This window comes from Pantoea sp. X-Soil-TKNS-1279 (assembly GCF_059730565.1).
The window spans coordinates 4,202,993-4,222,580 of the sequence record NZ_AP035948.1; the positions used below are offsets into that span (position 1 = coordinate 4,202,993).

General features: G+C 53.9%; 21 protein-coding genes. 10 read left to right on the top strand and 11 right to left on the bottom strand.

Features of this window, described 5'->3' with window-relative positions; translation table 11 throughout:
• Positions 1–74 precede the first annotated feature (74 nt).
• The 3 genes from AC6I8N_RS19690 (at position 75) to glpX (ending at position 3,568) form a co-directional block, all read left to right on the top strand.
• On the top strand, positions 75–917 hold the full coding sequence (locus AC6I8N_RS19690) for an MIP/aquaporin family protein (protein WP_208724402.1): 843 nt from the start codon (positions 75–77) through the stop codon (positions 915–917).
• Positions 918–947: 30 nt separating this feature from the next.
• Positions 948–2,462: a glycerol kinase GlpK gene (gene glpK / locus AC6I8N_RS19695; protein ID WP_497829733.1), complete on the top strand. Its 1,515-nt coding sequence runs from the start codon at positions 948–950 to the stop codon at positions 2,460–2,462.
• A gap of 95 nt (positions 2,463–2,557) precedes the next feature.
• Positions 2,558–3,568 (top strand): class II fructose-bisphosphatase, encoded by a 1,011-nt coding sequence (glpX, locus tag AC6I8N_RS19700; RefSeq protein ID WP_497829734.1) that lies wholly within the window; start codon positions 2,558–2,560, stop codon positions 3,566–3,568.
• Here the strand turns inward: glpX and emrD are convergent.
• Positions 3,558–4,754, bottom strand: a complete 1,197-nt coding sequence (gene emrD / locus AC6I8N_RS19705; RefSeq protein ID WP_497829735.1) for a multidrug efflux MFS transporter EmrD — start codon at positions 4,752–4,754, stop codon at positions 3,558–3,560. The genes glpX and emrD overlap by 11 nt on opposite strands.
• A 290-nt stretch (positions 4,755–5,044) precedes the next feature.
• On the opposite strand from emrD, the gene fpr reads away from it, so the two are divergent.
• The 3 genes from fpr (at position 5,045) to tpiA (ending at position 7,374) form a co-directional block, all read left to right on the top strand.
• Positions 5,045–5,791 carry a ferredoxin--NADP(+) reductase gene (gene fpr, locus AC6I8N_RS19710; protein WP_497829736.1) on the top strand — a complete coding sequence of 249 codons (747 nt, stop codon included), beginning with the start codon at positions 5,045–5,047 and terminating at the stop codon, positions 5,789–5,791.
• 104 nt (positions 5,792–5,895) lie between these two features.
• A complete protein-coding gene (locus tag AC6I8N_RS19715; protein WP_497829737.1) occupies positions 5,896–6,486 on the top strand; it encodes a YiiQ family protein in 591 nt (196 codons plus the stop codon).
• A gap of 120 nt (positions 6,487–6,606) precedes the next feature.
• Complete coding sequence (gene tpiA / locus AC6I8N_RS19720) at positions 6,607–7,374, top strand: triose-phosphate isomerase (protein WP_013510999.1); 768 nt, start codon at positions 6,607–6,609, stop codon at positions 7,372–7,374.
• 41 nt (positions 7,375–7,415) lie between these two features.
• Here tpiA and AC6I8N_RS19725 read toward each other — a convergent pair whose 3' ends face one another.
• The 5 genes from AC6I8N_RS19725 to cpxP all read right to left on the bottom strand — a co-directional run bounded on the left by AC6I8N_RS19725 (position 7,416) and on the right by cpxP (position 12,195).
• On the bottom strand, positions 7,416–8,171 hold the full coding sequence (locus AC6I8N_RS19725) for a CDP-diacylglycerol diphosphatase (protein ID WP_497829738.1): 756 nt from the start codon (positions 8,169–8,171) through the stop codon (positions 7,416–7,418).
• 129 nt (positions 8,172–8,300) lie between these two features.
• Positions 8,301–9,290 carry a sulfate ABC transporter substrate-binding protein gene (locus AC6I8N_RS19730; protein ID WP_208724409.1) on the bottom strand — a complete coding sequence of 330 codons (990 nt, stop codon included), beginning with the start codon at positions 9,288–9,290 and terminating at the stop codon, positions 8,301–8,303.
• Positions 9,291–9,433: 143 nt separating this feature from the next.
• Positions 9,434–10,396: a 6-phosphofructokinase gene (gene pfkA / locus AC6I8N_RS19735; RefSeq protein WP_084877898.1), complete on the bottom strand. Its 963-nt coding sequence runs from the start codon at positions 10,394–10,396 to the stop codon at positions 9,434–9,436.
• A 208-nt stretch (positions 10,397–10,604) separates the two neighbouring features.
• Positions 10,605–11,507 carry a CDF family cation-efflux transporter FieF gene (fieF, locus tag AC6I8N_RS19740; RefSeq protein WP_497829739.1) on the bottom strand — a complete coding sequence of 301 codons (903 nt, stop codon included), beginning with the start codon at positions 11,505–11,507 and terminating at the stop codon, positions 10,605–10,607.
• A 178-nt stretch (positions 11,508–11,685) separates the two neighbouring features.
• Complete coding sequence (cpxP, locus tag AC6I8N_RS19745) at positions 11,686–12,195, bottom strand: cell-envelope stress modulator CpxP (RefSeq protein ID WP_497829740.1); 510 nt, start codon at positions 12,193–12,195, stop codon at positions 11,686–11,688.
• A gap of 149 nt (positions 12,196–12,344) precedes the next feature.
• Here cpxP and cpxR point away from each other — a divergent pair, with 149 nt between their 5' ends.
• Genes cpxR through trmL form a run of 3 tightly spaced genes read left to right on the top strand, consistent with a single transcriptional unit; the run spans position 12,345 to position 14,925 of the window.
• A complete protein-coding gene (gene cpxR / locus AC6I8N_RS19750; RefSeq protein ID WP_013511005.1) occupies positions 12,345–13,043 on the top strand; it encodes an envelope stress response regulator transcription factor CpxR in 699 nt (232 codons plus the stop codon).
• Positions 13,040–14,416, top strand: a complete 1,377-nt coding sequence (gene cpxA / locus AC6I8N_RS19755) for an envelope stress sensor histidine kinase CpxA (protein ID WP_021186123.1) — start codon at positions 13,040–13,042, stop codon at positions 14,414–14,416. The genes cpxR and cpxA overlap by 4 nt, the downstream gene beginning before the upstream one ends.
• Before the next feature lie 35 nt (positions 14,417–14,451).
• Positions 14,452–14,925 carry a tRNA (uridine(34)/cytosine(34)/5-carboxymethylaminomethyluridine(34)-2'-O)-methyltransferase TrmL gene (trmL, locus tag AC6I8N_RS19760; RefSeq protein WP_497829741.1) on the top strand — a complete coding sequence of 158 codons (474 nt, stop codon included), beginning with the start codon at positions 14,452–14,454 and terminating at the stop codon, positions 14,923–14,925.
• Here the strand turns inward: trmL and cysE are convergent.
• From cysE to AC6I8N_RS19785, 5 genes are all read right to left on the bottom strand, one after another.
• Positions 14,922–15,740 (bottom strand): serine O-acetyltransferase, encoded by an 819-nt coding sequence (gene cysE / locus AC6I8N_RS19765; RefSeq protein ID WP_013511008.1) that lies wholly within the window; start codon positions 15,738–15,740, stop codon positions 14,922–14,924. The genes trmL and cysE overlap by 4 nt on opposite strands.
• A 67-nt stretch (positions 15,741–15,807) precedes the next feature.
• Positions 15,808–16,827: an NAD(P)H-dependent glycerol-3-phosphate dehydrogenase gene (gene gpsA / locus AC6I8N_RS19770; RefSeq protein ID WP_036627773.1), complete on the bottom strand. Its 1,020-nt coding sequence runs from the start codon at positions 16,825–16,827 to the stop codon at positions 15,808–15,810.
• Complete coding sequence (gene secB, locus AC6I8N_RS19775; protein ID WP_021186120.1) at positions 16,827–17,294, bottom strand: protein-export chaperone SecB; 468 nt, start codon at positions 17,292–17,294, stop codon at positions 16,827–16,829. Before secB ends, gpsA begins: the two co-directional genes overlap by 1 nt.
• Positions 17,295–17,333: 39 nt before the next feature.
• On the bottom strand, positions 17,334–17,588 hold the full coding sequence (gene grxC / locus AC6I8N_RS19780; RefSeq protein WP_013511011.1) for a glutaredoxin 3: 255 nt from the start codon (positions 17,586–17,588) through the stop codon (positions 17,334–17,336).
• A gap of 17 nt (positions 17,589–17,605) precedes the next feature.
• Positions 17,606–18,037 (bottom strand): rhodanese-like domain-containing protein, encoded by a 432-nt coding sequence (locus AC6I8N_RS19785; protein ID WP_013511012.1) that lies wholly within the window; start codon positions 18,035–18,037, stop codon positions 17,606–17,608.
• 249 nt (positions 18,038–18,286) lie between these two features.
• Between AC6I8N_RS19785 and envC the strand changes: the two genes are divergently transcribed.
• Entirely contained in the window at positions 18,287–19,588 is a 1,302-nt protein-coding gene (gene envC / locus AC6I8N_RS19790) for a murein hydrolase activator EnvC (protein ID WP_208724414.1), read from the top strand.

Consider the following 19,588-nt stretch of genomic DNA (forward strand, 5'->3'; position numbering starts at 1 on the left):
ACAAGAGAGCTGGGTGACTCAACGGATTGAGAACAACAACTGATAAAATTTAACCTCGCTTCAGGAATGCCATTATGAGTCAGACAACGAATACGCTAACAGGTCAGTGCATCGCCGAATTTCTTGGTACCGGTTTGATTATCTTTTTCGGCGCGGGCTGTGTTGCTGCTCTGAAACTTGCCGGAGCCAGCTTCGGTCAATGGGAGATTTGTATTATCTGGGGTTTAGCTGTCTCCATGGCGGTTTATCTGAGTGCTGGGGTTTCAGGCGCTCATCTCAATCCAGCAGTGACCGTAGCGCTTTGCCTGTTCGCCAACTTTGAAGGCCGCAAAGTGCTGCCTTACATTGTGGCGCAGGTTGCCGGTGCGTTCTGTGCGGCGGCGCTGGTCTACGGTCTTTACTACAGTTTGTTTATCGATTTCGAGCAAAGCCATCAGATGGTGCGCGGCAGCGTAGACAGTCTGCAACTGGCCGGGATCTTCTCAACCTATCCCAACCCTCATATCAGTGTAGGTCAGGCATTCCTGGTTGAGATGGTTATTACCGCCGTGCTGATGGCGGTGATCATGGCGCTGACCGATGACGGTAACGGTGTGCCGCGTGGCCCAATGGCCCCGCTGCTGATTGGTCTGTTGGTTGCTGTGATTGGTGGTTCAATGGGTCCGCTCACTGGCTTCGCCCTGAACCCGGCGCGTGATTTCGGCCCGAAAGTTTTTGCATGGCTGGCAGGCTGGGGTAGCGTCGCCTTCACCGGTGGTAAAGATATTCCTTACTTCCTGGTTCCGATTTTTGGCCCGCTGGTCGGTGCCTGTCTCGGTGCCTTTGGTTACCGCGCTCTGATTGCACGACACCTGCCGAGCGTAGCAACCAGCAAGTCAGAAAGTCCGGTTGCGCATGCTGAGCAGCGTAAAGCCTAAGTTTCACATTTAGATCATCAGGAAAATCATATGACTACGACAGATAAAAAATACATCGTCGCGCTCGACCAGGGCACAACCAGTTCACGCGCCGTGATACTGGACCACGACGCGAACATCGTCGCCGTCTCTCAGCGCGAATTCACTCAGATCTACCCGAAAGCGGGTTGGGTTGAGCATGATCCGATGGATATTTGGGCATCACAAAGTTCAACCCTGGTTGAAGTGCTGGCTCACGCTAACATCCGTTCGGACGAAATCGCCGCCATTGGTATTACCAACCAACGTGAAACCGCTATCGTTTGGGACAAAGCCACCGGCAACCCGGTTTACAACGCCATCGTGTGGCAGGATCCGCGTACTGCGGATTACTGTAATAAATTGAAGAAAGAGGGTCTGGAAGAGTATATCCAGCACACCACCGGTCTGGTGATTAACCCCTACTTCTCCGGCACCAAAGTGAAGTGGATTCTCGATAACGTTGAAGGTGCGCGTGAGCGTGCAAAACGTGGCGAGTTGCTGTTCGGTACGGTGGATACCTGGCTGGTATGGAAAATGACCCAGGGCCGTGTGCACATCACCGACCACACCAACGCCTCTCGTACCATGATGTACAACATTCACAAGCTGGAGTGGGATGAGCGTATGCTCGAAATCCTCGACATTCCGCGTGAAATGTTGCCAGAAGTAAAAGGTTCATCTGAAATCTACGGCCAGACCAACATTGGTGGTAAAGGCGGTACGCGTATTCCAATCGCAGGTATTGCGGGTGACCAACAGGCAGCGTTGTACGGCCAACTGTGCGTTCAACCGGGTATGGCGAAAAACACCTACGGCACCGGTTGCTTTATGTTGATGAACACCGGCACTGAAGCGGTAACCTCGACCCACGGTTTGTTGACCACCATCGCCTGTGGCCCGCGTGGTGAAGTGAACTATGCGCTGGAAGGTGCGGTGTTTATCGGTGGTGCGGCGATTCAGTGGCTGCGTGACGAGATGAAGCTGTTCAGCGATGCCGCTGACTCCGAATATTTCGCGCAGAAAGTCAAAGACAGCAACGGCGTATATATGGTGCCCGCCTTTACCGGCCTCGGTGCTCCGTATTGGGACCCGTATGCTCGCGGTGCCATTTTCGGTCTGACCCGTGGTGTTAACGGTAACCACATTATTCGCGCTACCCTGGAGTCGATTGCCTTCCAGACGCGTGATGTGCTGGAAGCGATGCAGAACGACGCTAACACCCGCCTGCAATCTTTGCGCGTGGATGGTGGTGCCGTTGCCAACAACTTCCTGATGCAGTTCCAGGCCGATATCCTTGGCACCCGTGTGGAGCGTCCGGAAGTGCGTGAGGTCACCGCGTTGGGTGCAGCGTATCTGGCCGGTCTGGCGGTCGGTTTCTGGAATGACCTGGAAGAAGTGCGTTCCAAAGCCGTCATTGAACGTGAATTCCGTCCGAGCATTGAAACCACCGAGCGTAATTTCCGTTACGCTGGCTGGAAGAAAGCCGTGGCTCGCTCTCAGGCCTGGGAAGAACAGGACGATTAATGCCCCTTCGACCCGCGGCTCCCTGCCGCGGGTTTTTCCCGCCGCTTTTCCCCGCTGTGCTACACTGCCCGCCTGTTTTTTGTCAGGTGCAGACCATGAAACGAGAACTCGCGATTGAATTTTCCCGCGTTACCGAAGCCGCCGCGCTGGCGGGCTATCACTGGTTAGGACGCGGCGACAAGAATGCTGCCGACGGCGCTGCTGTCAACGCCATGCGTATTATGCTGAACACCATCAATATCGACGGCCAGATTGTGATCGGTGAAGGCGAAATCGATGAAGCGCCGATGCTGTACATCGGCGAAAAAGTCGGAACCGGCCAGGGCGATGCCGTCGATATCGCCGTCGATCCGATTGAAGGCACGCGTATGACCGCACTGGGCCAGGCCAATGCGCTGGCAGTGCTGGCGGTGGGTGATAAAGGCAGCTTCCTGCATGCACCTGATATGTACATGGAAAAATTGATTGTCGGACCGGGCGCACAAGGCGCTATCGATCTCAACCTACCGCTGGAAACTAACCTGAAGAATATCGCCGCAGCGCTGGGCAAAGCGCTCAGTCAGCTAACGGTGTCGATTCTGGCGAAACCGCGCCACGATGCGGTGATTGCGCAGTTGCAGCAACTCGGTGTACGTGTGTTTACTTTCCCGGATGGCGATGTCGCAGCATCGATTCTGACCTGTATGCCCGACAGCGAAGTCGATGTCATGTATGGCATTGGCGGTGCGCCGGAAGGTGTGGTATCCGCCGCGGTGATCCGTGCACTGGATGGCGATATGCAGGCGCGTTTGCTGCCGCGCCATCAGGTCAAAGGTGACAGCGAGGAGAATCGCCGCCTTGGTGAGCAGGAATTGGAACGCTGTGCCGCGATGGGCATTGAAGCGGGTAAAGTGCTGACCCTGGAACAAATGGCGCGTAACGATAACGTGATTTTTGCCGCCACCGGCATCACTACCGGCGACTTACTTAAAGGCATTACCCGTAAAGGTAACATCGCCACCAGTGAAACCCTGCTGATTCGCGGTAAATCCCGTACCATTCGCCGCATCCAGTCGATCCATTATCTGGACCGTAAAGACGCGGCGCTGCATCCGTTTATCCTGTAACCGTCTGCTTGCCGCTCTCGGGATGGCGTGAGAGCGGCCACCAGCACAGTAACATCACCAGCGCTGTAACGAACATCAGCATGCCGAGGCTGAACTGATCGCGCTGCGGCATCAACGCTGACAGCCACGCCACCAGACCGGAACCGAGGTTCTGTAAACCGCCAATTAGCGCACCGGCGCTGCCAGCCAGCCACGCATACGGCTCCATCGCGCCGGAAGTTGCCAGCGGAAACAGCATCCCTGCGCCGAAGAAAAACAGCGCCGCAGGCACCAGCAACGTCCAGATGTTCATCACGCCAAACCAGGACGGCACCCACATCATCAAGCCTGCCAGCAGGCAACTGTTTACGCCATACCACATCAGCATGTGCCAGGATTTCTGCTCGCGCCCGGCAAACCAGGCACCGAAGAAAGCCGCCGGGATCGGCAGAATAAACAGGATACTGACCGTCAAACCATCCAGACCGAGCACACCCCCCAGCAGCACGCCACAACTGGCTTCAAATACCGCGATCCCCGCCAGCGCACCAATCAGCAGCAGCAGATAACGGACGAAGTTACCATCACTGAGCAGGGTGGCGTAGCGCCGCATAAAAGGTGTCACCGCCGTTTCGGTCGGTCGGGTTTCCGGTAACCAGCGCGCCATCGCCAGCGTCACGCCAACGCACAACAACAGCAGGAAAGCGAAACAGGCATGCCAGCCAAATAATTTGGTCATCAGCGCCCCGATCACCGGGGCCAGCAACGGACTGACCAGAATTCCCATGTTCAGTAAGCTATTGGCCTGCCGTAACGCCACACCGGCATACAAATCGCGCGGCATGGTACGCGCCATCACACCGGCCACGCCGGTACCCAATCCCTGAATCGCGCTGCCCAGCACCAGGATATGCAGCGAGGGAGCGAACAATGCGATCAACGCGCCCGCAGCAAAGATCGTCATCCCGGCAAGGATCACTGGTCGCCGCCCGATGCTATCTGACAGCGGACCATAGATCAGTTGCGATCCACCATAGGTCATTAAGTAGCCCGCCATCACCTGCTGCATCGCGCCACTGTGCACGCTGAGCGCATCCGCCATGATTGCCATAGCGGGTACATAGATGGTTTGCGCCATCTGTCCGACAGCGACCAGCACAATCAGCATCAACAGCAGCAGGCGGTTTTCCGTTTTAGATATCAACATGGAACAAAATGTCTGCCTGATAAACAAAGTAAAGACAGCAGTAAAAAAGGCTGGCCGTCATGAATGGCGGCAAAAATATCAGGATTCGATGACAAAGCGAGGGTTGAGTACAAAGCAGTTGCCCGATCATCGTCAAGCTGCGACACCAGCTTGTAAAGCGTCCGCTACAGTTGAAGCTAAGTGCGCTGCATTTGTCGCTGAGAGCCATTTACCCCCGTAAAGACTGGAAATCTTCCCGGCTGCTGACGAAGATAGTGACATGCCTGAAAAATCAACAATAAGGAGTGAGCATGGCAGAGTGGGTCAATGCTGAAGTACAAGAGGTGAAAAACTGGACCGATGCCCTGTTCAGCCTGCGCGTGCGGGCGCCGATCGATCCTTTTATTGCCGGGCAATTTGCCAAACTGGCGCTGGAAATCGACGGTGAACGCGTGCAGCGTGCCTATTCTTACGTCAATGCACCGCAGGACCCGCTGCTGGAGTTCTATCTGGTGACGGTACCAGAAGGCAAACTCAGCCCAAGGCTCCAGGCACTGCGTCCCGGTGATCAGCTGATGGTGACCAAAGAAGCCTCCGGTTTTTTTGTGCTGGATGAGATCCCCGATTGTCAGACGCTGTGGATGCTGGCAACCGGCACCGCGATTGGTCCCTATCTGTCGATTCTGCAACAAGGGGACGGACTGGAACGTTTTGAGAATATCGTGCTGGTGCATGCGGCTCGCCTTGCCGCCGATCTCAGTTTTCTGCCCCTGATGCAGCAATTGCAGCAACGTTATCAGGGCAAATTACGCATTGAGACGGTGGTCAGCCGTGAACAGATTGCAGGTTCGCTGCACGGACGGGTCCCTCAGCTGATCGAAAGTGGGGAACTGGAGCGGTCGGTCGGGTTATCGATGGATGCCGAGAGCAGTCACATCATGTTGTGCGGCAATCCGCAAATGGTACGCGACACCCAACAATTGCTGAAAGACAGCCGCGATATGCGTAAACATTTCAAACGTAAACCCGGGCATATGAGCAGCGAACACTACTGGTAAGATTCACCACGAATAATGACAGTTTTTTACCGGCGTGGGTTTTGACTTTCGCCGGTAAAAACCGTTCTAATCGTGGCCTACGTTATTGGGTTAGGACCGAAGCAATGAAGAATTTGCCAGGCGCGTTGCTGCTCAGCCTCGCACTGACATTTCCCGTCTGGGCAGACGACACACCACCACAGGATCGCAGCGATCATCTGCCTGCTGCCCCCTATTTGCTCCCTGGTGCGCCCACCTTTGATATGACCATTGCGCAGTTTCGTGAAAAGTACAATGCCGCCAATCCTGACTTGCAGTTGCTGGAGTATCGCGCTATCGACAGTCGCGATGACAAAAGCAGTCTGACGCGTGCTGCCAGCAAAATCAACGAAACGCTGTACGCCTCCACGGCCCTGGAGCAAGGCACCGGGAAGATCAAAACCCTGCAAATTACCTGGCTCCCGCTACCCGGTCCCGACGAGAAGAATGCCCAGGAAAAGGCGATGGCCTACATGACTGCCCTGCTACGCTTTTTCTCTCCCGGCTTATCAGCGGAAGATGGACGCAAAAAACTCGATTCGCTGCTCAGTGCAGGCAAAGGTTCACGCTATTTTGCCCGTAATGAAGGTGCGTTGCGTTTTGTCGTTGCCGACAATGGCGACAAGGGTTTGACCTTCGCCGTCGAGCCGATAAAACTGGCACTCGCCACCCCCTGATCACCCCGGCAAAAATGACGAAAAGCAAAGCCAGCAGCATATTTGATCTCTATACTGTCTGGCAGACATCGCTGCCACTGAGCAGCGCTATTTCATGAATCGCGTTATGCGGAGGAAAGAATGCGACATCCACTGGTTATGGGTAACTGGAAACTGAACGGCAGCAAGCACATGACGGAAGAGCTGATCGCAGGTTTGCGTAAAGAGCTGTCAGGTGTTGAGGGTTGCGGCGTGGCAATTGCACCACCGGCACTTTACCTTGGCCAGGCGAAACATGCCATTTCCGGTAGCCACATTGCGCTGGGTGCTCAGAACGTGGACGTCAACCTGTCTGGTGCTTTCACCGGCGAAACTTCAGCTGACATGCTGAAGGATATCGGTGCTAAATACATCATCATCGGCCACTCTGAGCGTCGTACTTATCACAAAGAAAGCGATGAATTTATCGCGAAGAAATTCGCTGTGCTGAAAGCCGCAGGTCTGGTACCGGTGCTGTGCATTGGTGAAACTGACGCAGAGAATGAAGCAGGCAAAACAGAAGAAGTCTGCGCACGTCAGATCGATGCAGTGCTGGAAACTCAGGGTGCGGAAGCCTTCCAGGGTGCCGTGATTGCCTACGAACCAGTATGGGCGATTGGTACCGGCAAGTCAGCCACTCCGGCGCAGGCGCAGGCGGTACACAAATTTATTCGTGACCATATTGCGAAGAAAGATGCCGCAGTTGCTGCTCAGGTTATCATTCAGTACGGCGGTTCTGTAAACGATAAAAATGCCGCAGAGCTGTTTACTCAGCCGGACATCGATGGTGCGCTGGTTGGTGGTGCATCGCTGAAAGCTGACGCCTTTGCCGTGATCGTCAAAGCCGCAGCGGCAGCGAAAAACGCCTGAGTATTCTGATATCTGACGAGGCGGCTGATGAGCCGCCTTTTTTATTGCAGAATCTGGCAGCGATGATCCTGCAATTCCTCTGCCGAGCCGCTATTTAATCGAGTCCAGTTACGTTCAATTGCCATCAACGCCAGACGACCATCCGGTAACGCAGCCAGCGCCATGCCGTATTTACCCATCTCCGAACGGGCGTCAGGGACTTCCGTTGCCAGACGAATAAAAACACTCTGCTGTGCCAGTTGCGTAGCTGTCAGGGTACGGATCTGATAACGGTGGTTTTGCAGCACTTCACTTTGCCATTGCTCGTTAAGCTGTGGAGCCAGCAAATCCAGCCGCTGACGCACATCTGGTCGCAAGCAAGAAATATGAATATGTAGCTGATTTTGCGTGCGTCCATATTGCGAATTAATCGCCAGCGATAGCGCGCTATCCTCAATAGGTTTACCACGGCGCTGTGCCAGCAATACCCGCTCATGCCAGGCATCCGCAAACAGATTTGGCGTGTTCGGGTTCAACAACAGTGGGCTTTCCATTCCGGTGATTTTTTCGATTGGCATCAGCAGATATTGCAAAGGGCCATTGAGATCTTTCAGCGTAACGTAACCTTTTGCCACATCCACCCGCTGACAGGGTGCGGGGTCGCCTTTTTGCGTCATGCCTGGCAGGCACTTCTCGCTGATGATTTGCCACAAGGCATTAGAATTTTTCTGGAAGTGTCCGGCGGCCAGCAATAAACCGGCAACCACAACGGCAAGCAGTAAGATAATCAGACTCAGGGCACGGCGGCTTCCCTGCATGGCTCGATCCTCTGTTCATCATCTGCCTGCATCCTCGCCTGTCGCGTGACGAATGTCACGGACTTTCACCACGCCAGAAAAGCAAAACGGCCAGCTTGCGCTGACCGTGATAAGACGATGGCAAAACGATTACGGTTTCATAATCTGATCGTAAGTTCCGCCATCGGAGAAGTGGGTTTTCTGTGCTTTATCCCAGCCACCGAATTTGCTGTCGATAGTAAACAGTTTTACCGGCGCGAAGGTGCTGGCAAATTTCTTCGCCACCGCTTCATCGCGTGGACGGTAGAAGTTTTCCGCAGCGATGGTCTGTCCTTCCGGCGAGTAGAGATATTTCAGGTACTCTTCCGCGACTTTGCGTGTGCCCTGCTCGTCTACCACTTTATCCACCACCGACACCGTGGGTTCTGCGAGGATCGATTCGCTCGGGGTGATGATTTCAAACTTATCTTTACCCAGCTTGTTAACCGCCAGATAAGCTTCGTTTTCCCAGGCGATCAGCACGTCACCAATGCCACGTTCTACAAAGGTGTTGGTCGCGCCTCGCGCACCGGAATCCTGCACTTCAACGTTCTTGAACAGCGCTTTGACATACGCCTGAGCTTTAGCCTGATCGCCGTTGTTTTGATCTAATGCCCAGCCCCAGGCCGCGAGATAGTTCCAGCGCGCGCCGCCGGAGGTTTTCGGGTTTGGTGTAATCACCGAGACACCCGGTTTGATTAAATCGCCCCAGTCGTGGATCCCTTTCGGGTTCCCTTTGCGCACCAGGAAGACAATGGTAGAGGTGTAAGGTGCAGAGTTATCTGGCAGGCGTTTGATCCAGTTCTTATCAATACGGCCTCGCTCGGCAATGGCATCAACGTCGGACTGCAACGCCAGCGTCACCACGTCGGCACGGATTCCGTTAATGACCGAGGTGGCTTGTTTGCCAGACCCTCCATGTGACTGGCGGATCACCACGTTGTCGCCGGTTTCCTGTTTGTAATGTGCGCTAAACGCTTTGTTGTACTGCTCATACAGTTCACGCGTCGGATCGTAAGACACGTTTAACAGCTGAATATCCTTTGCCAGAACACTGGTAGAAGCCAGTAACAGGGTGACACCAATACTCCACTTGTTCATTGCTTGCTCTCCGAAGTCGTTATAGAACAAGACTGACACAAACTAATCCACGGATTAAAGAATTAAAAATAAGCTGTTATAACCGAGGGGAATATAAGCAGAGATAAAAAAGGCGCGTTCAATAACGCGCCTGATTTTTTTGATTAGTAGAGTTTTTTCGCGGTATCCAGCCAGTCACGTTTGAACGGACGCTTCATGTTTTCAATCGCGTCAATGATGTCATGATGCACCATCTTCTCGTTCTGGATGCCGACACAGCGGCCACCGTAGCCCTGCAACAGCAGCTCGATAGAGTAAGCACCCATACGCGACGCCAGGATGCGGTCATAAGCGCAAGGCGCGCCGCCACGCTGAATGTGGCCCAGTACGGTCGCACGCGTTTCGCGTTTGGTTTCCGCTTCAATGTAATGCGCCAAATCGTCGATATCACAGATATGTTCAGTGATCGCCACGATGGCATGTTTTTTACCTTTGGCGATACCGGCTTTGATTTCGGCAACCAGTTCTTCACGGGTATACGGAATTTCTGGCAGCACGATGAACTCACAACCGCCAGCAATCGCCGCCGCCAGCGTCAGGTCACCACAGTAGCGGCCCATCACTTCTACGATCGAAATGCGTTGATGTGAAGAAGAGGTATCGCGCAGACGGTCAATCGCTTCAACGACGGTTTCCAACGCGGTGAAATAACCGATGGTGTAGTCAGTACCGGCCACATCGTTATCAATGGTGCCCGGCAAGCCAATGCACGGGAAACCCATTTCTGTCAGGCGCTTAGCACCCATGTAAGAACCGTCACCGCCAATCACCACCAACGCATCAATCCCGCGCTTTTTCATATTTTCGATGGCAACCTGACGGACTTCTTCGTTACGAAATTCCGGGAAGCGCGCAGAGCCGAGGAAGGTACCACCACGGTTGATCATGTCGGAGACACTGTAGCGATCAAGGTTGATCATCCGGTCTTCATAGAGTCCCAGATAGCCGTCGTAGATACCAAAAACTTCAAGTCCTTCACTCAGCGCGGAACGTACGACTCCGCGAATGGCTGCGTTCATGCCTGGGGCGTCGCCGCCGCTGGTCAGTACTCCGATTTTTTTGATCATGACAACCTCTGGATTGTTCAAAGCTAGGGATTATTCTCGCCAGTGCCTCTGCGGTAACCAGCTCGCGATCGCACGGCCTTATAGTTGTGAGATAGTATATCAAAGGCTGAATGCTGAATTGATTCAGGTCAGACAAGTTTTCGCTATTTTTTTACAAAGTTGTTAGCGTTACGTCATTTTTATAACTTAACGGCATGATTATTAAGTATTAAAACTGGAAAAAGCCTTGTTGATTTTCTGGCACTACCGAACAAGGGTCCTGGTGGATTATCACATCTGAACCGGGAAACTTGTCGCGAATCGCCCGCTCAATCTGGTCGGCGACCTTATGTGCCTGAACCAGCGGCAGGTGATCATCCATCTCCAGATGCAGCTGGATAAAACGCGTTGGACCGGACTGACGGGTGCGCAGATCATGTGCGCCACGTACGCCGGGCCAGTTGGCAATCACACCGATGATCGCCTGACGTTCTTCTTCCGGTAAAGCACGATCCAGTAACGACTGCACCGCCTCATAGCCCATGCGCAACGCGTTATAAAGGATATATACGCCAATCCCCAGCGCAAACAACGCATCAGCCCGTGCAAAACCATAGCTGGCTAACCCCAGAGCCATCAGAATCGCACCGTTCATAATCACATCAGACTGGTAATGCAACATATCTGCGCGAATCGCCTGGCTACGGGTATGTCTTACCACCCAGCGCTGAAAAGTGACCAGCACCAACGTAGAACCGAGTGCAATTAACGTAACCACAATACCCACCAACGGCGCATGCAGGGTTTCTGGTGAGGCCAGATGCTGGATACCGGTCAGAAACAGGAACAATGCCGAACCCGAAATAAACATGCTTTGCGCCAGCGCGGCCAGTGATTCGGCTTTACCGTGACCAAAAGTGTGGTCCTCATCAGCAGGTTGCAGTGAATAACGCACCACCAGCAAATTGGTGAGTGACGCGGCGATATCTACCAGTGAGTCCACCAGGCCCGCCAGCACGCTGACCGAACCGGTGTACCACCAGGCAAAAATTTTCACCACGAGTAACGATATTGCCATCACCGTAGCAGCCAGTGCTGCACGCTTCACCAGTTTTGCGTAAGATTTTTCCATACCAATGCCTCACGGACGCGCGCGTCATCTCTGAATGGCACAAGTTTATCATTTGCGGTTTAGCGCTGCCTGAATTGGCCGTTTATTAGGGAGCTTAATCGACAGATAAAAAAAACCCCGCCATCATGGCGGGGAAGACAGGGATGGTGTCTATGGCAAGGAAAACAGGGATACTATGTTACTGGTTACTGCTGGTACTACTCACTGCTTGCAGCGGTGATGATGGCTGCAATTCTGAAAGCCGGCGCATTTCATTAAGACGCCGCTCATAATTCTTCTGCACTGTCGCTTGCTGGGCAGGCGTTAGCAGGTGGTACATCTGGTTACGAACCCGAGCCATCACAATGTTTTGCTCTACCTGGGCTTGGGCAATTTTTTCTGCCTGCAAGCGGATGGCCGATTCGTTAAATTTGTCTGCAATGACAAGGTCATGCATGGTTTCTATATCCTGAAAGCTGACAGCGGGACGCTCCAGGCGCGCTTGTTGCATCAGGTCTCGCATTTGTTGCCGTTGCTGTTCAGTCAATTCAATGCCATCAAACATGTGGCTTTGCGGATTTTGCGTCATACTGCCTGTCGTCAATCCGCCATTTTGATGCATCTCGTCAATCGTCGTCTCCGCAGCTCCTGCGCTGACGTAACTGAGAACCATCGCTGAGGCAATGACGACGGCGGTTAAGTTGCGCATCGTTACCCCCAGTTCGTTCCGTTTTGCGATTCAACGAGGGCTAGTGTACGGCGATAGCTGCAAACATCCGTCAGGGGGTGTAAAACTACGTAAAGCGTTGGATTGGCAACATAGGAACACGGTATTTTGCCTGCGGAGGGCAATAAAAAATGAATAAGATCCTGTTGGTTGATGATGACCGCGAATTGACTTCGCTGCTTAAAGAACTGCTTGAAATGGAAGGTTTTGAGGTAATGGTTGCCAGCGATGGCGAGCAGGCACTCAACCTTCTTGATAACACCGTAGACCTGTTGCTGCTTGATGTCATGATGCCGAAAAAGAACGGCATCGATACGCTGAAAGAACTACGTCAGCAACACCAGACTCCGGTGATTATGTTGACCGCCCGTGGGAGTGAACTGGATCGCGTCCTTGGCCTTGAATTGGGCGCGGATGACTATCTGCCAAAACCTTTTAATGATCGTGAATTAGTCGCGCGTATCCGTGCCATTCTGCGTCGTTCCAACTGGAGTGAGCAGCAACAGCAGCACGACAACAGCTCGCCAACGCTGGAAGTGGATTGCTTGCGCCTGAATCCAGGTCGCCAGGAGGCCAGTTTCGATAATGAAACACTGGATCTCACCGGTACTGAGTTCACCCTGCTTTATCTGCTGGCACAGCATCTTGGCCAGGTGGTTTCACGCGAACATCTCAGCCAGGAAGTGCTGGGTAAGCGCCTGACACCGTTTGATCGTGCCATCGATATGCATATTTCTAACCTACGTCGTAAATTACCGGAACGTCGTGATGGTCATCCGTGGTTTAAAACCCTGCGCGGACGTGGCTACCTGATGGTTTCGGCATCATGATTGGAAGTTTGACCACCCGCATCTTCGCCATCTTCTGGCTTACCCTGGCGCTGGTGTTGATGCTGGTATTAATGGTACCTAAACTCGACTCGCGTCAGATGACCTCGCTGCTGGAAAGTGAGCAGCGGCAAGGCATCATGATTGAACAGCATGTTGAAGCAGAACTGTCGCAGGACCCACCGAATGATTTGATGTGGTGGCGTCGGTTATTCCGCGCAATTGAGAAATGGGCACCGCCAGGCCAACGGCTGCTGCTGGTGACCAGTGAAGGGCGCGTAATTGGTGCCCAGCACAACGAAATGCAGGTTATCCGCAACTTTATTGGTCAGTCCGACAATGCAGATCATCCGCAGAAGAAAAAGTATGGACGGGTTGAGATGGTCGGTCCCTTTGCCGTGCGTGATGGCGAAGATAACTACCAGCTGTATCTCATCCGTCCCGCCACCAGTTCACAACTCGATTTCGTCAATCTGTTGTTTGATCGTCCGTTGCTGCTGCTCATCGTCACCATGCTGATCAGCTCCCCGCTATTGTTGTGGCTGGCATGGAGTCTGGCGCGCCCGGCGCGCAAGCTTAAGCATGCCGCGGATGAAGTGGCGAGCGGAAACTTGCGGCAACACCCGGAACTGGAATCGGGACCACAGGAGTTTCTTGCCGCAGGTTCAAGCTTCAACCAGATGGTGAGCGCACTTGAGCGCATGATGACAGCCCAACAACGCCTGCTGTCGGACATCAGCCATGAGTTACGTACACCGCTCACGCGTTTGCAATTAGCCACCGCGCTTCTGCGCCGACGTCACGGAGAAGGCAAAGAACTGGAGCGTATTGAAACCGAAGCCCAGCGTCTGGATGGGATGATTAACGACCTGCTGGTGCTGTCGCGCACCCAGCATAAAAACGCGTTAGTCAGCGAAGCGATGAAAGCCAATCAGCTGTGGAATGATGTGCTGGAAGATGCCAAATTCGAAGCGGAGCAGATGGGTAAACGTATGGATGTGCCCTATCCGCCGGGACCCTGGCCTCTGTATGGCAACCCCCATGCGCTGGAAAGTGCGTTGGAAAACATTGTACGCAATGCGCTGCGTTATTCGCACACCCACATCAGCGTCAGTTTCTCGGTGGATATCGAGGGCATTACCGTTCATGTAGATGATGATGGCCCAGGCGTTAGCCCGGAAGATCGTGAGCAAATTTTCCGCCCGTTCTACCGCACTGATGAGGCACGCGATCGTGAATCTGGTGGCACCGGCCTCGGTCTGGCAATCGTCGAAACCGCGGTGCAACAACATCGTGGTTGGGTGAAAGCCGATGACAGCCCACTTGGTGGTCTGCGTCTGACGCTCTGGTTACCGTTGTACTCCGCCCGGCAATAATTTGTTATGCTTCGGCCCTCGTTCCCGGGGGCCTTATGCTAAACATCGTTTTATTTGAACCTGAAATCCCGCCTAACACCGGCAATATCATCCGTCTCTGCGCCAATACCGGTTTTCAGCTGCACCTGATTCACCCACTGGGTTTTGGCTGGGATGATAAGCGTCTGCGTCGTGCCGGGCTGGATTACCACGAATTCACCGCCATCAAACATCATACCGATTACGCAGCATTCGTTGCGGCTGAAGCTCCACAGCGGTTATTTGCGCTCACGACCAAAGGCACCCCGGCGCACAGCGCCGTACGCTATCAGACGGGGGATTATCTGGTGTTTGGACCGGAAAGCCGTGGCTTACCCGCCGACATTCTTAACGCGCTACCACCGGAGCAAAAGATTCGCATCCCGATGATGCCGGAAAGTCGCAGCATGAATCTGTCGAACGCGGTGTCAGTGGTGGTATACGAAGCGTGGCGCCAGTTGGATTATGCTGGCGCACTGATCAAGAGCTAGATGCCGTCGCCGTATTCAAAACCCGGCGAGCCATTGAAGTGTTGGTCCATATCCATCGAAGGCTTATCGCTGGCAGGCTTACCGACAATACGTGCCGGAACGCCTGCGGCGGTGGTATGCGGCGGCACCGACTGGAGCACCACAGAACCGGCACCAATTTTGGCCCCGCGTCCCACTTCAATATTGCCAAGAATTTTAGAACCCGCACCAATCATCACCCCTTCACGAATCTTCGGATGGCGATCGCCGCTGGTTTTGCCGGTACCACCCAGCGTGACGTTTTGCAGGATAGAGACATCGTTCTCCACCACTGCGGTTTCACCGATAACGATGCCAGTGGCGTGGTCGAGCATGATGCCATGACCAATGCGCGCTGCCGGGTGAATATCGACAGCAAAAGAAACCGAGATTTCATTTTGCAGATAGACGGCCAGCGCACGGCGACCTTCCTTCCACAACCAATGGCCAATGCGATAAGCCTGAAGGGCGTGGAAGCCTTTCAGGTACAGCAGCGGTGTGGAATATTTGTCGACCGCCGGGTCACGCTGGCGCACCGCCTGGATGTCGTATGCAGCCGACACGATCATCGACGGGTCTTCGCGATAGGCTTCCTCCACCACTTCGCGAATCGCGATGGCAGGCATAATCGGGTTAGCCAGTTTGTTCGCCAGCATGTAGCTGAGCGCGCTACCGAGGTTTTCGTGCTTGAGCAACGTCGCATGGAAAAAACTGGCCAGCATGGGTTCACAATCAGCCAGCGCTCTGGCTTCCGCTTTGATGTTGTTCCAGACCAGTTCTAACTCTTCAGACGACATTGCTGTGTACTCCCGATAAAAAAAGCGCCTGAGGGGCGCTCCAGGTGATAAGGCTGGGCATGCTGCTTCAGCTTTGGCTGTTTTCGTCCTTCCGTGCACGGCCAAGTAAACTCAATGCTGCCTCTCGCGCTGATTTTTCGCAATATAATACCTGATAAATCTGCTCGGTTATTGGCATCTCCACCCCAACACGCGCAGCTAATGCTCTGACTTCTTTGGTATTTCTGTAACCTTCTACAACTTGTCCGATAATGCGTTGCGCCTCATCCACGTTCTCGCCCTGTCCCAGCATCATGCCGAAACGACGATTGCGTGACTGATTATCGGTACAGGTCAATACCAGGTCGCCAAGCCCCGCCATCCCCATAAATGTGGTCGGATCGGCCCCGAGAGCAGCGCCAAGTCGGCTCATCTCCGCCAGGCCACGAGTAATCAACGCCGTGCGGGCATTCGCGCCAAAGCCGATACCATCAGAGATGCCAGCGCCGATAGCAATGACGTTTTTGACCGCACCGCCCAGTTGCACACCGATAAAATCGGGGTTGTTGTACACCCGGAAGCTTTTCCCGCAATGCAACTTTTGCTGCAAATCGTCAGCAAACTGCGCATCCGTCGCGGCCAGTGCGATGGCTGTGGGTAAACCTGCCGCCAGTTCTTTGGCGAAGGTCGGTCCAGAGATCACCGCCAACGGGATATCATCCCCCAGGATTTCACGCGCCACATCTTGCAACAGACGCCCGGTTTCTTTCTCCAGCCCCTTCGTCGCCCAGACAATACGTGAGTCTGCGTGTAAATGTGGCTTAAGTTGCATCAGAACGTCACCGAAGACATGGCTCGGCACTACCACCAGCAGATCGCGGCTGGCGTTAACCACTTGGGCTAAGTCCGCTTCAGGAACGAGATTGTCGGGGAAAGGTACATCGGGCAGAAAAGCGGTGTTGCAACGGTCGGACTGAAGTTGCGCGACACTTGAAGGGTTATGGCCCCAGAGCAAAACCGGGTGGCCATTGCGCGCCAGCGTGATGGCGAGTGCGGTGCCGTACGAGCCGGCACCGAGGACGCTAATTGAAGCGTTGCGTGTAGTCATCAGGCATCCTGATGTGGTGCGTCGCCTTCACTCTGCTGCTGTTGCAGATAATTCATGAACAGCGCATCAAAGTTGACTGGCGCCAGGTTGAGTTGCGGGAAAGTACCGCGAGAAACCAGGCTGGTGATGCATTCACGCGCATACGGGAACAGAATGTTCGGGCAGTATGCACCAAGGCAATGCGCCATCTGAGTGCCCTCGATACCGCTGATGGTGAAGATACCCGCCTGCTGAACTTCGCACAGGAATGCAGTTTCTTCGCCGACGCTGGCGGTCACGGTCACACGCAGCACCACTTCATAGACTTCATCAGCCAGCTGAGAGGACGCGGTGTCCAGATCCAGCTTCACTTCCGGTTCCCACTCTTTCTGGAACACCTGAGGCGCGTTTGGCGCTTCGAAAGAGACGTCTTTAGTGTAAACACGTTGAATCTGGAACTGCATTTCGTTGGTGCTATGTTCTGACATGTTACAAAATCCTGTGAGTTAGAATTGTGTGGCCGTAAGTTATGCCTGTAATAAGGGATCAAGTCCCTGGCGCCCATCCAGCGCAAAGAGATCATCGCAGCCACCAATGTGCTGCGCATCAATAAAGATCTGTGGCACCGTCGTTCTGCCGCTGCGTTGAATCATCTCTTCACGTTTCACCGCATCCCCATCGATAGGAAGCTCCTGAAACGTCACACCTTTCTGATTCAGCAACGCCTTTGCCCGGTGGCAATAGGGGCAGGTCGCTTTGGTGTAAATCTCAACATTAGCCATGCAGTTACCTCTGCGAATTATTTACCGCGTACCAGCGGCAGGTTTTCACCGCTCCAGCCGCTCACGCCGTCTTTAAGGACAGATACCTGCGTGAAGCCAGCTGCGCTCAGCTGTGCTGCCGGTTCGCCAGCGCTCTGGCCCGTGGCACATACCACAATTATGGGCTGAGACTTATGCTTTTCCAGCTCGCCAAAGCTGCCTTTTTTGATGTCTGCCGCCGCTACATTCAGCGCCCCAGAAATGTGTCCTTTGCGGTAGTCGTCGCGCGAACGAACATCTACCACCACCGCGTCCTCTTTGTTAATCAGACGCGTCGCTTCGCCACGGCTGATAGTTTTTACTTTAGAGAACATACCTTTAACGGTGGTTACAATCACCAGAACGAGTAACACAACCCATGCCAGACTGAGGATGGGGTGATTGCTTGCAAACTGCATAATTTCTTGCATGAGGGGTAACGACTCCAGACCGGGCTAATAAGCTAAAACAAGGGTTCTGAGTATACCTGCGCCACCTCGCATGTACAGTCGCTAAGGGGTCAGAGTTACGATTTGTGCGTCATTTTCCAAAAAAAGTGTTCTAATCGCAAAATTGAGACAAAGTTTATGCTTGTAAGCTGATGGCCGACATGTTTGGAAAAGCAAAACCCGGCCCGGTAAACTGGTAAGCGGCTGTTCATCGTGGAATAATTAGCGACTATGAAGGGAAAAGCGATTGTTTTACCAACAAGGACCTGTCACAACGGCCCAGCGCATCCGTTGTCATCACGCTGGTCCGCACTCTCCCTCAGCCTGCTCTGTGCGGGCGCTCTGTTATTGCCGCCCCTTGCGCACAGTGACGATGACAGCAAATCTCAGTTGAAATCCATTCAGCAGAATATTGCCGAAAAAGAGAAAAGTGTTCAGGCACAAAAACAGCAGCGCAGCAAACTGCTGAATCAGCTGGAAAGCCAGGAAAAAGTGATTGCGCAGGCCAGTCGCCAGTTACGCGAAACCCGCAACAGCCTGAGCGCGCTCGACAACGACATAACCCAACTCAACACCTCCATCGCCCGGCTGGAAAAACAGCAAGCGCAGCAGGAAAAATTGCTGGCACAACAACTTGATGCCGCCTTCCGCCAGGGACAACACAACGGCCTACAGCTATTGCTGGGCGGTGAAGAAGCACAACGCAGTGAACGTATCCTCGCGTATTTCGGCTACCTCAATGCGGCACGCCAAAAGAATATTGATGACCTGAAGCAGACGCAGCAACAGTTAGCGGAACAGCGTCAGGCATTGCAGGACAAACAGCAGCAGCAAAAAAATCTCCTCGCACAGCAGCAGACGCAGCAGGGCAAACTGGAATCCGCCAGTGCGGCACGTAAGAAAACCCTGACGGCCCTGGAAAGTTCGCTGCAAAAAGACCAGGCTGACCTGGTGCAAATGCGCCAGAACGAAAGTCGCCTGCAAGACAAAATTGCCAAAGCGGAACGTGAAGCACGCGAACGCGCCGAGCGTGAGGCTCGCGAGGCGGAGAAAGTCCGTCAGCGTCAGGCACAGGCGAAAGCCAAAGGTTCCAGCTACCAACCCACGCAGAGCGAGCGTGAGCTGATGGCGCGTACCGGTGGGCTTGGCCGTCCCGGCGGCCAGGCTGTCTGGCCGGTGCGTGGACGTGTGGAGCACCGTTTCGGTGAAACCATGCAGGGTGAATTACGCTGGAAAGGTCTGGTGATTGATGCGCCAGAAGGAACCGAAGTGAAAGCCATCGCCGATGGGCGCGTATTAATGGCCGACTGGCTGCAAGGCTACGGTCTGGTTGTGGTGCTGGAACACGGTAAAGGCGATATGAGCCTTTACGGCTACAATCAAAGTGCGCTGGTGAGTGTCGGTGCCCAGGTGAAGGCAGGACAGCCTATTGCCCTGGTAGGTACCAGTGGCGGCCGCGGTACGCCCTCACTCTATTTTGAAATCCGGCGTCAGGGACAGGCCGTAAACCCACTGCCGTGGTTAGGAAGATAA

Excerpts from the sequence above, each read along its gene's own strand:
- AC6I8N_RS19690 (WP_208724402.1), top strand. The coding sequence starts at position 75 with ATGAGTCAGACAACGAATACGCTAACAGGTCAGTGCATCGCCGAATTT.
- glpK (WP_497829733.1), top strand. The coding sequence starts at position 948 with ATGACTACGACAGATAAAAAATACATCGTCGCGCTCGACCAGGGCACA.
- glpX (WP_497829734.1), top strand. The coding sequence starts at position 2,558 with ATGAAACGAGAACTCGCGATTGAATTTTCCCGCGTTACCGAAGCCGCC.
- emrD (WP_497829735.1), bottom strand. The coding sequence starts at position 4,754 with ATGTTGATATCTAAAACGGAAAACCGCCTGCTGCTGTTGATGCTGATT.
- fpr (WP_497829736.1), top strand. The coding sequence starts at position 5,045 with ATGGCAGAGTGGGTCAATGCTGAAGTACAAGAGGTGAAAAACTGGACC.
- AC6I8N_RS19715 (WP_497829737.1), top strand. The coding sequence starts at position 5,896 with ATGAAGAATTTGCCAGGCGCGTTGCTGCTCAGCCTCGCACTGACATTT.
- tpiA (WP_013510999.1), top strand. The coding sequence starts at position 6,607 with ATGCGACATCCACTGGTTATGGGTAACTGGAAACTGAACGGCAGCAAG.
- AC6I8N_RS19725 (WP_497829738.1), bottom strand. The coding sequence starts at position 8,171 with ATGCAGGGAAGCCGCCGTGCCCTGAGTCTGATTATCTTACTGCTTGCC.
- AC6I8N_RS19730 (WP_208724409.1), bottom strand. The coding sequence starts at position 9,290 with ATGAACAAGTGGAGTATTGGTGTCACCCTGTTACTGGCTTCTACCAGT.
- pfkA (WP_084877898.1), bottom strand. The coding sequence starts at position 10,396 with ATGATCAAAAAAATCGGAGTACTGACCAGCGGCGGCGACGCCCCAGGC.
- fieF (WP_497829739.1), bottom strand. The coding sequence starts at position 11,507 with ATGGAAAAATCTTACGCAAAACTGGTGAAGCGTGCAGCACTGGCTGCT.
- cpxP (WP_497829740.1), bottom strand. The coding sequence starts at position 12,195 with ATGCGCAACTTAACCGCCGTCGTCATTGCCTCAGCGATGGTTCTCAGT.
- cpxR (WP_013511005.1), top strand. The coding sequence starts at position 12,345 with ATGAATAAGATCCTGTTGGTTGATGATGACCGCGAATTGACTTCGCTG.
- cpxA (WP_021186123.1), top strand. The coding sequence starts at position 13,040 with ATGATTGGAAGTTTGACCACCCGCATCTTCGCCATCTTCTGGCTTACC.
- trmL (WP_497829741.1), top strand. The coding sequence starts at position 14,452 with ATGCTAAACATCGTTTTATTTGAACCTGAAATCCCGCCTAACACCGGC.
- cysE (WP_013511008.1), bottom strand. The coding sequence starts at position 15,740 with ATGTCGTCTGAAGAGTTAGAACTGGTCTGGAACAACATCAAAGCGGAA.
- gpsA (WP_036627773.1), bottom strand. The coding sequence starts at position 16,827 with ATGACTACACGCAACGCTTCAATTAGCGTCCTCGGTGCCGGCTCGTAC.
- secB (WP_021186120.1), bottom strand. The coding sequence starts at position 17,294 with ATGTCAGAACATAGCACCAACGAAATGCAGTTCCAGATTCAACGTGTT.
- grxC (WP_013511011.1), bottom strand. The coding sequence starts at position 17,588 with ATGGCTAATGTTGAGATTTACACCAAAGCGACCTGCCCCTATTGCCAC.
- AC6I8N_RS19785 (WP_013511012.1), bottom strand. The coding sequence starts at position 18,037 with ATGCAAGAAATTATGCAGTTTGCAAGCAATCACCCCATCCTCAGTCTG.
- envC (WP_208724414.1), top strand. The coding sequence starts at position 18,287 with ATGAAGGGAAAAGCGATTGTTTTACCAACAAGGACCTGTCACAACGGC.